The sequence below is a fragment of the Gluconobacter thailandicus F149-1 = NBRC 100600 genome, from assembly GCF_000964465.1.
GTDB lineage: Bacteria > Pseudomonadota > Alphaproteobacteria > Acetobacterales > Acetobacteraceae > Gluconobacter > Gluconobacter thailandicus.
In genome coordinates this window covers 1-15,581 of record NZ_BANH01000030.1, presented here as the reverse complement: position 1 = coordinate 15,581, position 15,581 = coordinate 1, and the positions used below count along the sequence as shown (strand labels likewise).

Sequence of the window (15,581 nt, the reverse complement as noted above, 5' to 3'; positions counted from 1 at the left end):
AATCAGACCTTTCCATGCGCAAATTTTAGAATACGAACCTGAGAGGTGCCTGCCTGTGTATAATACTCCTCTCCCAACACACTCACATGGTCCGACTTGAGGCGTTCTCGCATTTCGCCTACCCGAATTTTCCCGCTCGGTGTTTTGGGCATACTGCCCGCGCGCAGGAAGACTACCCAACATTTCTGTACTGGAAAGCGCTCACAGACCGTCTTACCAATGGCCTGCCCCAGGATTGTCTTGTCAGCCCCCGACCCGGACGGGAGTTCAGCCGCAATCACCAACGGTGCCCCCTGATCCTGGCTCTCAAGAAACACAGTCGTTGAGAACATCCGGATGTCGTCTGCATAGTTCGTCAGGCAGGCAATAATGTCTTCAGGATCCAGAATCATGTTGCCGACAGTTATGCGATTGTCCTGACGTCCCACAACGTAGAGTTCACCATCGCGCACAAAGCCTCTGTCTCCGGTACGCAGAAATGTCCCATCCTCTCCTACGACACCGCTGCCAAAAACACGCTCATTCTCGGCTTCACGATTGACGTAACCTGAAGAGACGCCTGGACTTTGAATCCGGATTTCACCAACCTGCCCATCAGGAAGCTTCTCGTCCGTTTCGTCATCTGCAATAAAAATCCGGATATCCTCAAGGATGGCTCCACAACTTGCGAGTTGACGCTGATCCAGAGGCTCTTTTGATGGTGTTGCCTCCCCCTGAGACAGCGAATGTCTTGAAAACGACTGGAAGCCGACCCCTTGGCCGCGTGTACTGGCCGTCACAAGCAACGTTGCTTCTGCCAGCCCGTAGCAGGAGAAGAAGGACCGGTTATCAAATCCAACCGGCGCAAATTTCCTGTGAAAATTCTGCATTGTGTCAGGACGGATGTATTCCGCGCCGTTGAATGCAATCTCCCAGCAGGAAAGGTCCAGACCTTGCTGGTCTTCATCCTCTATCGTGCGTGCGCACAGACCGTACATGAAGTCGGGTCCACCGGAGAGTGTTGCACGATACCTGCTGATAGCTCTCAGCCAGCGGACAGGCTTTTCAGCAACATGTTCTGGCGCCAGCAGAACACAACGCCCGCCTGTCCCAAGAGTAATCAGAGCACCACCAATCAAGCCCATATCATGCGAGAGTGGAAGCCAGTTGACCCCGCAGTCTCCGCGTCGATAGCCGAAAGCTTCTGCCTGCCGAAACAGGTTATGAGCAATATTCCTGTGCGTCAGGACAACTCCACGGGGCGTGCGCGTAGATCCCGAAGTATACTGTATGAGTGCCATGTCGTTGGAGCGGGGACTGAAAGTCTGCTTTCCGGGTGGAAGTCTTCCTGAATCGGTGGGGATCCAGAGGAAGCGTCTTCCGTCCTCCGGAGGAACACAGACTTTCTGAAACTCCGCCAAGACGGATTTATTGCCAATAACGGCGGATGCCTCTGAATCGTCCCTGACCGCAAGAAAGCGGTCCCGCGCGCCAAAAGCTTTCGGATGAACGCCAGATACCGGAACGATACCCGAGACCAGACATGCCATCAGTCCCCGGATGTAATCCAGGCTGTTGTCGTAGAGAAGAATAGCCCGCGCGCCTTCAGGTAACAGGCGTCTCAGCCAGCTTCCAAGCGCTTTGGCGTGTTGATCAAGCTCAGCCGCGGTAGTGCCGTCCGTCTCGTTTTCCCCGTCTCCCAGAAGGGTGTAGAGCTGGAGGTCCGGGGTCCGAAATGCGTGAAACCTGAGAGCGTCGACGATGGTGTTTTCACGCCAGTCGAGAATGTCCTCGCCGTCAGGGCCGTGCGTCGTGATGAATGTCTCGTTCATGGGAGTTGCGCCGTCTGCCCAATTTTGATGCGATTCAGGAGAAACTGGGACATCTTCTGGATACTCTCATCTCGGGCCAGAACCAGAATGGAGACTTCAACACCGAATTCGACCCGAAGAGCCGTCTGAAGTTCGACCCCGGCTAGGGAGTCAATCCCGAGCTCAGAGAGGCGTGCACGCCCGTCAATGGCAGACGGATCGAGGTGAAGGGTCTGTGCAATCAGGACCTTAACCTGATCAACCACGTAGGACAGTCGCTCGTCTTCAGGCAGAGTTGCCAGGGTAGCTAATCTGGCACTGGCTCCAGCTGCGTTTTCTTCTGCCAGACGCACCAGAGAAAACCTTGCAGCCTGCTCTGCCCCCGGAAAGACCTGCGCCCATTTCTTCCAGTCGATTTCCATGCAGGTCACCGACGGAATTTCAAGATCCAACATGCGCGGGATTTCTTTCAGGGCTCGTTGTGCAGGCATTGCTCTGAGGCCTGCAAGCTCCAGCGCTCTGGCTGCCGTCTCATTTCTGGCAAGCATTCCGACATCGCCGATAGCGCCCCAATCGACCGACAGCGCCGGCTGCCTCTTCTGCCACCTGTTCTCTGCGATCGCGGTCAGAACACTGTTGGCAGCAATGTAAGCACTCTGCCCGACGTTCCCCAGTTGGGTCGTCACAGACGAATACAGGACAAAATAGTCGAGTTTCAGATCAGAAGTCAGGCGATCAAGAACGATAGCACCTTCCGCTTTGGGCCGAATAACGTTCCTGATGCGAGTGCGATCGAGATTATGGATAAGCGCATCATCCAGAATTCCGGCGCAATGGAAAACCCCCTTGAGAGGCACTTTCCCCTTGCTGACTTCGTCGATGATATTACGCATGGCGCTTGCATCAGATACATCGACCTGAACTGTCCGAATGTCGAAACCGCCAGCACGTTTGCTCTGGATCTCTTCGAAGATATTTGTGCTTTCGGCAGATGTGCGTCCGAGCAGCAGAAGATGTTGAGCGCCACCGCTCATCAGCCATTGAGCTGTTGCCCAGCCAAAACCACCCATCCCGCCTGTCACCAGATAGAGACCGTCCTTGGAAATTCCCGGCTTCGGCCGCGGCAGGGGATAAGCCCAGAGATCTTCAAGCTGTTCGTAATCAATGACAACTTTCCCAATATGCTTGGCCGAGGCCAGCAGACGAAAAGCATCTGAGGCACGCGCAGCAGGGAAGTCTGTGTACGGCAAGGGCTCAACTGCCCCGGTTTTCAGCAGCTTGGCGACATCATCAAGCAGTGAGCGCATCAGGGCGGGGCGTTCCAGCATCATGCGGTCAAGGTCGAGCGAGAAGAAGCTCAGGTTCTCATTAAAGGCCGCGAGCGGCAGTCCTTTGTTTTCGATGATGTCCTTCTTGCCGATTTCGACAAAGCGACCGTAGGGCGCTACCAAAGAAAGACTGTGTGACTGCCCTTCCCCCGCCAGAGAATTCAGCACGACATCCACGCCACGTCCCGCAGTGGCCGCCTTGATACCTTCCACGAATTCCAGTGAGCGGGAATCAAAAACCCCGTGACAGCCAAGCTTCAGAAGGTATTCGCGCTTCTCAACACTCCCGGCCGTCGCGAAGATCCGTGCACCGATTTTCTTGGCCAACTGAATGGCAGCCAAACCGACACCCCCCGTTCCCGCATGAATGAGAACGGTCTCGCCTTCAGACAACTGGGCCAGTCTGGAAAGGCCATAATAGGCTGTGATAAAAGCAACCGGGAGAGTTGCCGCTTCTTTCGGCGTTCCAAGTCCCTGAAGGGGTAGCGCAAAAATGGTTTTCGCGTCTGCCAGAAAATGGGAGGCGAAGCATCCCGGCCAGGACACGACATATCGAGCGCCAACTTCAAAATCCGCAACGCCTTCACCGACAGCCACCACTTCGGCCGAAGCTTCCATGCCCAGTGTCTCACCGTGGAAAGTATCGTCGATGACGCTATCCGGGATGAGACCGGTCGCTTTCAGCACATCCTTGAAGTTGAGAGCAGCAGCAAGCGTTTTGAAAAGCACCTGGCCCGGGCCAGGCTCCTTAAAGACGATCCGCTCATAATGCAGCTTGTCAAAAGATCCGTTAGAGCCGGCCGCAAGCTTCACACCGATAGAGTGATTTTCAGAAGTTTCAGTCAGGCTGTAGGGCGTTAAAACCGGTTCGCTCTTTCCATCTGACGGAATCAAACGGCTGACAGCACGCTCATCTGCTCTGAGCAGGATATCATCTTCAGCATCGGTCTGCATGATTTCTGCACAGAGGTGCTTGAGAAGAGCAGGCTCAGCATCATTCCAGCCAATGTCGATGATACGCAACGAGAGATCAGGCCGCTCTGAGGATATTCCGCGAACGAAGCCTCGTAACGCGGCCTGTCCTGTTAGAACCGGCACCCCTCCCTTGTCCTCAAGGGTCACAGCCCCCCGTGTCACTACGACAAAGCGCGTCGGTGTCGTCGCGTCTTCGGAACCCGTGTTGAGTGCCTTCGTCAGACGCAGGACATCTTCCAAAGCCTCGATACCAGTCGGTTCGCCTTCAAGGTCAGGAATGTAAAGAACGACATCATAGATGGGTTGGAGGGAGTTCTCCAGACCAGTCTGATCAAGGGTATTGATGGCATGGAGGTCTACCATGACCCCCTGTTCGGAAAAAACATCCTGAACACGTTGAAGGAGAGCGGTATCACGCCCGAAAGCCGCAACAGACAAAGGCTCCGCGAACAAAGGAAGAAGCTCTGTTTTCAGCCAGGTCTGCCGATAAAGACGTGGAGAAGATTCTTCGATAGCGGTGAGCTTCAGCTTCTGGATAGCCTTTGCACGGAAGCCGATGATTTCAGCAACCGGATCACCGTTGGGTGTGTAGAGCTTGATATCGCCTTCAATCCCTTTGTCGGTGCGCTTCGTCAGCGTTGCGAGAGCCACAAGGTCCTTGTGCTGACCGCCACGATAAAGGATCTGACGCACTCCCGTTGGAACAAAAACTCTTTCCTCCGCTGGATTGTACCCTGCACCGATGAGCGCCTGAAAAGCCCCGTCGAGGACAGCGGGATGGAGGAAGTAATCGCTGATTTCTTCTTCGGCATCATAGGTGAGCGTCGCAACGGCAAGATTTTCGCCAATTTTCAGATTTTTGACGGCCTGGAAACACGGTCCGTACATGAAACCATGCTCGGCAAGGCCTGCATAAAACTGATCAGCGGGAATATCGATGGGCGCGTCTTTGTACAGATCATCTGGAAGGACAGGCATTACGTCCCATGGTGCATTGCTCAAAACCCGCATTTTCGCATGCTGGACCCATTCTTCATCGCCTTCATGACCATGAACAGATGCAACCGTCAGAATACGTGTGTCTGCATCGAAGGCCCAGTTCACCGTGGGGGGCGTCAGACTATCCAGCAGCAACGCCTGACCGATTTCGAGATCCTCAATGATGGCCGCGTCAGTCCGTTCAACCTGATGATGGACGGCAAGGCCGCCCTCAATATAGCCCGAGGCCGGAAACAAGCAGATCCCGTCAACCTTATGGTCTCCCAACCATGGCATATAGTTGCGATTGATGTCCGCAACCCATGCAGGCCGGGAAGCGCTCACGGGAATACCGAGAACCGGATGAACAGTACCATCAAGACGATCTCGCCGTGAGAGCTCAGTTTCAGCCCAAAAATAGCTACGAGACCACGGATAATGCGGAAGGCTGGTTCTGACGCCGCCTGTCAGCAAACCCCAATCAAGGGGGACACCTGCCATGTAGAGACGCGCAATGCTGCGGGCGATGGCTAGCTCTTCTGGATCTCGTCGCGTCAGACTGGGAATAATGACCACATCGCCATCAAGCTGCTGAACTGTTTCACGAATAAGGCCGCCAAGAACTGGATGGGCACCAATTTCCAGGAAAACGCGCTCACCTCTGTCGAAAAGATCCTGAATTGTATCCTGAAACAGGACAGGCTTCCGCGCATTATCGAACCAGTAAGCTGCATCATGCCTTTCATCATCGCCCCAACGCTTGCCGGTGACGGTCGAGTAAAGAACATCGGTAGCAGCGCGAGGTGAGATGGTAGCCAATGCGGCTGTGAGGTCATCATGGACCTCGTCCATCATGAAGCTGTGATAGGGAATTTCCACACGCAGGAGACTATTGAAAATCCCGTTCTCATGACACTCCGTCGCGATCGCTTTGAGGGCCGCCTGGGTACCCGCCAGCGTGCACGAGCGCACACTGTTGTATGCCGCGACCGAAACAGACTCTGCATAAGGGCCAAGGAACCGCTGCGCGGCAGCATGACCCGACATCCCGATGGCCAGCATCGTCCCCTGCCCTGCCAGACGCGCCTGCTGCTGACTACGATGATAGATGACGGTAACGGCATCTTCGACTGTTAAAGCGCGAGAAATATAAGCCGCCGCCACTTCACCAACACTATGACCAACAATGGCAGACGGCTCTACGCCATGGAAGCGATAGATTTCGGCAAGAATGACCTGAATAATGAAGATGGCTGGCTGTGCCACAATGGTTTCATCAATTCTTGACGAAGCACGGTCAGCAAGGATTTCGTCGATGATAGACCATCCGGACAATGCCAAGAACAGCCCGTCTATGCACTGTGCGGTCTTGAGAACTTCAGGCGCGGCATGATGAATAAGATGCTGCCCCATGCCCTTCCATTGCGAGCCCATGCCCGAAAAAACAAAGACAGGTTTGAGCGAGGAGCCATTACGTCGACGTCCATTGACAATCCGCGGTGAGGTCTTTGCATCCGCAAATTTACGAAGTTCTTGAACAAGCTCCTGTCGATCCGAACCTATAATGACGGTCTGGGACTGAAGACACGTCCGGTAAGCCCCTGCGGAAAAGCAGAGATCTTCTGCAAGTGGGCCGTTCGCATCCTCGAGCAGATCTGCGTAGGCCGTGGCAAGCGCTTTCGCCGAGGTATCTCCCATCGCATTGACAGGAAGAAGCAGTGCGTCTGAAGGTTTAAGTGCAGCTGAGCGCTTAGGAGAGTACGCTGGCGCTGATCGCAGAAGGGCCACAGCGTTCGTGCCACCATAACCGAACGAATTGACACCAACATGCACCTCGCCTGTCTCTGCACTCAGAGACGCCATCTGGTTCTGAGGGATTTTTAGTCCAAGCTCATCGAAGGGAATGGCAGGGTTGAGCGTTGTAAGATTTGCCTGCGGCGGGACGGCTTTGTTCTGCAAGCAGAGAACAGCCTTGATAAGCCCGACAACCCCTGCAGCAGCTTCAAGATGCCCGAGATTGGCCTTGATGGACCCAACGACCAGGGGATGCCCAACAGGGCGTTTCTGGCCGATCGCAGTTCCAATGGCGCGTGCTTCGATGGGATCGCCTACAGGTGTACCAGTGCCATGTGCCTCGACATACCCAATCTGATCGAGAGTAACTTTGGCCTTCTGGGCAACTTCAAGCAGGAGGGCTCTCTGCGCCTCCTCGCTAGGCATGGTGAGCGACATGGTGCGCCCATCCTGATTGATGCCCGTTCCTGCGATGACAGCATGAATGAAGTCACCGTCCCTCTGGGCATCGGCCAGTCTCTTGAGAACAACGATGCCGCAGCCTTCACCACGCCCATATCCATCAGCGTCTGCGGAGAAACTCTTGCATCGGCCGTCTGCCGCAAGGAAGTGTCCTTTCGACATGGTAATGGATGCCGGTGGGGCAACCATGATATTGATGCCGCCAGCGACAGCGACGTTGCTTTCGCCTCTCAGGAGGCTCGCGCAAGCCTGATGAATGGCGACAAGTGACGATGAACAGGCCGTGTCAATCGACATGCACGGCCCTTGGAAGCCCAGATTATGGGAGATGCGCGCTGCCAGCATGGTCGCGGATGCGGCAGTTGCTGCAAAGTGGTCGGTAATAAGCGGGCGGTTCAGGGGAGAACCGCAGGCGACAAGCCAGTCCAGAGAGAACGTACCAATGAAGACACCGGTGCGGCTGTTGGCCAAAGCAGCAGGAAGAATCCCTGCGTCTTCCATGGCTTCCCAGACGACTTCCAGCAACAGTCGCTGCTGGGGATCCATGATGGAGGCTTCTCGCGGGGAAATCCCGAAGAAGAGCGGGTCCATCTGATCAATCTTCTGACTTATGAAGGAACCACGACGCATGTAGGTCTTGTTCGGGGTTTCATATTCCGGGTCATAGAACCGTTTGATACCCCAGCGGTCCGCAGGGACTTCAGAGGATGCATCCTTTTGTTCGCACAGGAATGTCCAAAGATCCTTGGTGGTCTCAATTCCACCGGGCAGTCTGCACCCGATACCCACAATGGCTATATCGTCACCGTATTCGACCATGTGAGTTTACCTCTTCTATGCGTCGTCAAATTATAATGAGAGACCGGAACGCCAATCAGCTCTGCTTGACGGCCTGCGACAATGCGGCACGGTCTGGCTGACCTCCATTCAGGCGGGGAATTCCCATCACGAAAACTGCTGATGCCTGAGGAAGCGAGGGATAGGATTTACGCATCCAGTCCGAAAAGGCTTCGAGACTAAAATTATGGGAAGAGACCAGCGCTATCCAGGGGGACGGCAGGCCCAATTCATCAGGAACTGTGAACATTGCTGCGTCGGTTACACCTTCACACTGCAATGCATGAGCATCGAGTGCATGGAGATCGAACTTCTCCCCGCCAAAATTGACGAGATCATCATAACGCCCGTGCAGATGAAGAATACCATCCTGAGTAAGAGATCCCTTGTCACCGGGATAGAACCAGCCGTTCCTGAACTGCCTGCTGGTTGCCTCAGGCTCGTCAGCATATCCAGAGACAACGCCCGTACCTGAAATTCGCACCTGTCCGATGGTCTCAGGAGGCACAACAACGTCGGCATCATCAACAATCTGGAGATTAACCCACGGCAGAGCCTTCCCAACAGAATCGTCAGAGCTCGTTGAACCGCTTTCAATCGTGGCAATACCGCACTCTTCAGCTCCATAAACGACCTGAATGTTAGGTGTCAGCTTATCGCGGATGCGCTCACGCAGTTCATTAGGAAGCTTACCACCTGCAACCGTAAGATAAAGGCTCTTGAGCGGCTCCATACCTGGAGGCATTTGATCCAGTATAGCGGTGATATGAATTGGCGAAGAAATTGCGACTGTTGGTGCTTTCTGGGAAAAAGCGAGGCCGAGCTCGCGTTGCTGAAGCATTTGCAGTCTGGCACCAGACGCCAAAGCTGAGATGACAATCAGGAAACCTGTAAGTGTTGTCGGTCCAAGTGTTGGAACCACGCGCAATTCGTTGTTCCGGTACCCATAAGTAGACAGATCCTGGAAAACAAGATGGTAGACAGATATCTCGATATGGCGTGCTGTAAGGTTGATTTTCCTGAGGGTGCCGTTGGTTCCGTTGACAAGAGCGACACGGACAACATCATCCGGCAGAAATATGATGTCCCGAACAATGGAAGCCTCTGGCGATGCTGTGATGTGTTCAAACCACGCCTCTTCCAGCACAAGCGGCTGTGAAATTGGGACATCAACCTGCTTCTCAAGAAGTACAATGTCTGGGGAAAGAACTTCGAGAGTTTTTTGAAATGTCACATCAACCTGATCAGGCAGAGACGCAGAGGCAATACCAAGCTTTGAGAGCGCCAGAACAACAAGCCAGTGACGATATGGGTTCGTAAAATGTACCCCTATTACTTTAGGGGAAAGATCTCGTAACTGCAGAAGCGCAGCAGCCGTGCGGTTCACATCTTCGGAAAGCTTCCCGAATGTTACCTCGCCCCCCAGCCAAGTCATTGCAATTGAAGCTGGCAAACCAGCTCCCTGAGCCAGGGCCAGACGTTCAAGCATATAAAATCATCTGCCTTTCAGAGATGAGATAACAAGATACAAAAGTGGCATGCATTACGAAAACGCACACCACTTCCGTATTATTCAGCAGTTATTAGGAAGCGACAATTTCTTTATTGTCAGTAACGTCATCAGACAGGACGTATGGACCTGCATGACGGATCTCGAGGGACAGAATAGAGAGGTTGAACTTGTCAGGGTGCGGCAGCTTCAGAGTTGCATTACCGGTTGTCCAACGACCATGCGGCCCTTCGATACCGTTCCAGCCAGAGAGGCCTGCATCAGACAAATGGCTCGTGATGAGTTTCTTGCCGTTGCCTTCCCAAAGCTGAATTTCACCGATGTTCACACCGAAGTAGCGACGGTCATCAACCATTGGACCAATGACATCAGACGGACGGGATGCACGGGACACGATACGGACTTCATCAAGGCCGGCTGGCAGCATGAAGACGACGTGGCCATTCTCGGCGCGGCGAGCAGCATTGATGCGATGACCAGCTGGCGTAACCAGATGAAGGTCTGCATCGTCCGTCAGTTCGACCGGTGCCGTAACCTGCGGCAGGGAAAGCTCTGCTGCACGATCTTCAAGAGCACGATAGACAGGCTCAACCAGTTCACGTGTCACTGCTAGCGGTGCAGCAGCTTCCGTGCTCCAGTCACGACCGGGGCCTGCCGTGAGGCGAACAACCTTGCCCTGCTGACCGAATTCCTGACGGTTACCTGTGTCGAGGTAGGACTCTGTCAGGGCACCATTGGACCACAGGATGGAGTGGTTTTCAGTTTCAACATGATAATAGTCATATGTCGTCATGGTGGTGTCGTAGAACACGCTCTTACCATTAACGAGCATACGGGCCGGGATAAAGCGCCCTTCAAAGTAGAAGCAGTGCTCCGGAGTGACCAGAAGATCCTGATGTGGCACACCCGCGGAGATTGCATCCTTGAGGACGCGAACAGGATAACCCGCTTCGTCGAGCGGCAGACCTGACTTGACGTGCGCGGTCTTCTTACCGACCCAAACGATAGGCTGAACAACTTCACGGCCATCAACATAAGTGATGACATTGTCACCAATATTCAGGCTCTCAACAGTCGCTTCGCCATTCTCCGTACGGATGAGGGTACCAGCCAGGAAGCAGACGAACGTCAGCACGGTGCTGCCGTCGGTATCTTTCGTAACGATGAAGTAATCGTTGGACGACACCGCACCTGTGAACGTGGTGGTCCAGGTGCTTGCACCTTCGGTGACAGTCAGGACACCATTGCTGGAGAGATGAACTGTACCACCAGAAGCGTAGGCCAGATTATCGACATCAATAACAGCGCCGGAGCTAACCACAGTGTTTGTTAGGCTTGCACCCGAATTAACAACAAGAGATCCACCAGAGAGGATGCTCATACCATTCACGGTTGCACCGGAAGATACGATTTCGACACCACCCCTGTTAATGGTACCACCCGAAACGTATCCACCTTCTTCTACGATAGCAGTGCCACCTGCAGAAATGGTGACGGAGAGTGTGGAGCCCCCGGATTCAGTAATTTCGGTACCACCGCTCTTCACTGTGACCCCGGATGCAGTACCACCACTCGTAACTTCAAGAAGTCCAGTCTGGACGACTGCCCCATTCAGAATACCCGCGTTATTAACCGTTCCGCCGGCAACCGTAATATTGTTAACGTGGGCGCTGACAGCCGCAATAGTTGTGCCGCCACTTCCTACCGTTGTGGTGTTTGCCGTAGCACCAGACAGCAGGTTCTGAACACCGGAACTGTTGATGGTGTCGGAAATGGAGAGCCCGCCAGCAGAAACATACTGCTCGCCTTGAATGATAGTGTTTTGCCCTGTGCCGCCACTGGCGAGGATTTCTGTACCGCCCGCACTGATTGTGCCGCTGTTAATAAAGCCAGGACCACTAAGAGACGTGATACCTTTTCCCGTAAGAGCTTGAGCAGCGGAAGTCTGCGTCATGTCTCCAACGAAAATTGCACCACCGTTGGCAACATTGAAATTACTTATGGTGCCTGAACCAAACGCCAGAGCAGCGGCGCTTGCGCCTACGGTTGCACTGACAATTGTGCCGCCAGAAGCAAGCAGGGCTCCATTTTTCGTTGCTGTAAGATTTGTTCCAGCATAATTACTGCCCGTTCTATTGGCAATGATCGCTCCATAGGCACCCGCTGTAGCGCCTGACAAGCCACCGCCTGGAATATTGGCATAGTAGGTTTGAACGTAGGTCGTACCGCCACTTGATGTGACTGTGCCTTGAATTACGCCGCCGTTCGAAACATTTCCAGAACGTGCATCATAAAAATATGTCGAACCAGATTGATAGGCCATTCTCTAGTCTTCCTTAAAACAGGGAGCGAGAAGCCTAGACGCCCTATGCTTGTCGCCGTGGAATAACCTTTATTAACGTTTTGTTTTTTGTCAACAGCTGACTCGTAATTTTATTGATGAATTATTTTCGGAAATCACTTATATCGTTAATAGTCGTTATTTATTTAAGAGCTGGAAGCCTCTTCCTTGGATTTTGATCGGCCTGCATGATTCCGCCTTGCATCTTGTGATTGAGTAACGTCGGAATGAAACAACCCGTTTTGCTGTTGAGAAGCGATTTCCTCACCTGAACGCGGCAAGCGACCAGTTCGAAACCTTCTCCCAGACTATGGGATTATGAACTGTTTCGTCCTACCCCGAAGAAAACCTGGGTGTGTTCGGATAGCCACAAAGGCGGTTATCCTCCTTATGATCCGATACTGATGTTCAAAAATCTGCTAATCGGACACGAACAATTTCTCCGGTAAACGTGCGGAGTATGTAGTCAACAACCGCTTACTTTCTGTACTCTGATTTGCACTGCCTCTCCGTAATATGGAAAGCAAACAGGCAGCAATCGCTCCATCTCAGAGTGGCCTCTTTTTGCAAACGCAAATAGATCTATATGTTGACTTTAGCAGAACTGTATTTCTCTCACATACACAACGGCAGCTTCATCACGAAATCAGAATACCTACCTGGCAAAGTAAATTGAGCGCAGCACTCCCCTGCCCGATTGGTAACAGCACGAACAGAAAGCAGGGTGGAAATCCATGTGCCTTTTGGGCTTTCAGACAAGATGGGGAAGAAGTCACTTCCCCATCCTTATCAAGAACCGTTATCCGGCCTGACGCAGATCAGCGTGAGAAGACTGATCTTCCGTCAGGTAAGGTCCACTGGACACGACCTGGATGGAAAGAACGCTCGGCTCTCTGAAAAAGACACCGCCACTCTGCAGGGGCAGAGCCGCATCGCCCTCCGTCCAGCGATAAGCCGAAGATTCCAGAGCATGCCAGCCTGACAGATCCGCCACAGAAAGATGCGCTGTCAGGTTCACCGTCTGACGGGCTGCAAAGAAAGAGATATCTCCAACAAGAACCCCCAGATCACGGCGATCGTCCACAAACGGTCCGATCACATCACTCGGACGGCTTGTTCGCGAAACAACACGTACGGTCGCCACATTCGCGGGGATCATGAACATGACCCGGTCGTTCGCCTGACGCAGCGGACGGATAACCTGGCCAAAGTTCGTGACCAGATGAAGATCCGGATCATTGGTCAGTTCGACCTGACGTGTGGCGCTTTCGGCACGCGCTGCAATGCCCGCATAGATCGGTTCGACAAACGCACGGGAGGTTTCAAGCGGCAGCGTTTTCGAGCCCCCGACCTTCGATCCACCAAAGATTGCGGTCACGGTGTGATTGTCGAACTGGCTGCGGTTACCGGTGTCCAGATAGCTCTCGGTCAGTGCATTTTCAGCCCAGACTGCTTCGTGGCTCTCCAGTTCCACATGGTAGTAGGTGTAGCTGTTGATCGTGCGATCAATCAGGATCGAGGTGCCGTTGACCAGCATACGGGCCGGAACGAGCTTGCCCTCAAAGACCATGCAGTGTTCCTGCGTCACCAGAAGATCACGGGACGGAACACCATCGGCCAGAGCGCCCTCGCGGATGCGGACGAGCCAGTTTTCTTCAGGGACAGGCTGGGTGGAGACGGTGATGGAGCGGTGACCCAGCCATTTAACAGGCATGGCGCCTTTGGGTGTCATGACCAGCGTGCCAGGTACGAGGGTCTCGACAGTCGCTTCACCATCCGGTGTCGTGATCGAGGTGCCTTCTGCAAAGCACGTCGTGTAAATCAGCCCGCCATTGCTGTCAGAGGACAGCGTATAGCCGTAGCTGCTGGCGCCTGGCACGTTGAGCGAATAGGTTCCACCTTTGGTGTAGAACGTGATGCCAGTGGATGTTGTGGTGACGCTGGTGACACTTGCAGCCGGAATAGACGCCAGGTCGATCGTATCTGCAGGAGACCAGCCCGAAATGGTATTCGTTGGCATCGTCGTGCCGCTGATGACCAAACGTGCACCGTCACCAGAGAGCGAGACCGTACCACTTCCCGCTGTGCCATTAAGCGTTGCAGATGCACCACTGCTCACGGTTAGCGATCCGCTGATGACCGCGCCTGAAGAGAGATATGCACTCGCACCCGACGCCAGGATCTGATTCTGCAGAATTCCGCCACTCTGAACTGCAACCGTTCCGCCTGCCCCCATTGATGTGACGGCCATGGCTCCTTGATTGAAGGTGTAACCGCTATCGACCGTGACGTGAGCGCCGGCAAGAATGGACGTGTTTGTGGTCTGCACGCCTGAAACGAATTCGATCGACCCACCGCTGCTGATAGTTGTATTCGATAATGTTCCTTGCGTGCGCAGCGACCCACCATTGAGCACTGTTGTGCTGTTAATGGTGCCTCCGGAGCTGACGGACAATGTTGCGCCGCTTCCGACGCGGGCACTATTGATGATCGATCCGCTATTAGCATTTAGCGTTGCGCCAGATCCGGTAAGCGTACCGTTTGTTACGGTAGAGCCGGAAGAAACGTTGATAGTTCCTTCCAGAAGAGTACCTGAATTCGCAGTAATAGACGCACCAGTCGTGATCGTCCCGCCGCTAATGATAGCGCCTGATTCTGCACTCAGTACGCCACTGTTGAAAGCATAAACTCCCAGAATGTTGGCGCCATTTGCAGCACTAACAGTACCCCCAGTGCCAATGAAAGTATTATCAGCTGTTCCACCCCCGGAAACGTAACGGATGCCGCCATCTTGAATGACACCCTGATACGATGAGCCACCACTGGAGATATAGTCCTTACCCCCACTGCTGACTACGCCGTTACGAACGATACCGCCCGAGAGAACATACCGCTGACCGCCATTGTGCTGGTCTTGCGTAGCACCACCGCTTGAGACGGTTTCCACGTCCCCGTACACGAGAGTAGTCGAGACAACCTGCCCCGAAGAAACGTTATAAGTCGCCATTGCGTGTGCATCCTCAATCATCAGCCATGGAGCGCAATGTGAAAGCGTTCACGCTCTGGCCACTGAAACTGTCTCACTGCTGTTGCCCGTCATTCTTATGGGGGCAGCGGCAATGAGAGAAAAAAACAAACACCCTCCAGACATGAATTCAAGCTTTTTCTTCCAAACAACATGACAAATTTAACGGTTTTTTTACGGTATCATGTCATGATTGCTTTTCTCAAAAATGAGTGATTCAAAAAATTCTTGAAATAATCAGAGATTTTTAAAGATGACGATCTTCCGGGTGAGATCCATTCGCGTTGTTTCGATCCAAAATAAATTTCTCTGTCGCCCTAATTATTTTATGTTCTTGATTCGGTATTGTATTCGAATCGAATTCCACACATCCTTGATTTAATTTTCCCTGGACTGGAGGATAACGAAATATGGTGACCGGGTCTGAATCGGTCGAGTTTCTGATCACTTCAGGATACGGTCCCTGCATATGGCCGTCATGACGGACGTACCTTTGCGTTTGATGAGATTTGGAGACGGCGTTACTGATGTCTGATGTGAC

General features: G+C 53.3%; 5 protein-coding genes. All 5 read right to left on the bottom strand.

The genetic code is table 11. The annotated features are described in order from the left end of the window. Positions 1 to 2 precede the first annotated feature (2 nt). The gene (locus B7444_RS10170; RefSeq protein ID WP_035730500.1) at positions 3 to 1,811 is read right to left on the bottom strand and encodes a fatty acyl-AMP ligase; all 1,809 of its coding nucleotides are present in this window, start codon (positions 1,809 to 1,811) and stop codon (positions 3 to 5) included. Continuing rightward, positions 1,808 to 8,146, bottom strand: a complete 6,339-nt coding sequence (locus B7444_RS10165) for a type I polyketide synthase (protein ID WP_035730498.1) — start codon at positions 8,144 to 8,146, stop codon at positions 1,808 to 1,810. Before B7444_RS10165 ends, B7444_RS10170 begins: the two co-directional genes overlap by 4 nt. 55 nt (positions 8,147 to 8,201) lie before the next feature. After that, the gene (locus B7444_RS10160; protein ID WP_035730495.1) at positions 8,202 to 9,653 is read right to left on the bottom strand and encodes a class I adenylate-forming enzyme family protein; all 1,452 of its coding nucleotides are present in this window, start codon (positions 9,651 to 9,653) and stop codon (positions 8,202 to 8,204) included. A gap of 94 nt (positions 9,654 to 9,747) precedes the next feature. Next, on the bottom strand, positions 9,748 to 11,997 hold the full coding sequence (locus tag B7444_RS10155; protein WP_048855164.1) for a Hint domain-containing protein: 2,250 nt from the start codon (positions 11,995 to 11,997) through the stop codon (positions 9,748 to 9,750). A gap of 817 nt (positions 11,998 to 12,814) precedes the next feature. Further along, on the bottom strand, positions 12,815 to 15,022 hold the full coding sequence (locus B7444_RS10150) for a Hint domain-containing protein (RefSeq protein ID WP_231503060.1): 2,208 nt from the start codon (positions 15,020 to 15,022) through the stop codon (positions 12,815 to 12,817). Between the last annotated feature and the right edge of the window lie 559 nt (positions 15,023 to 15,581).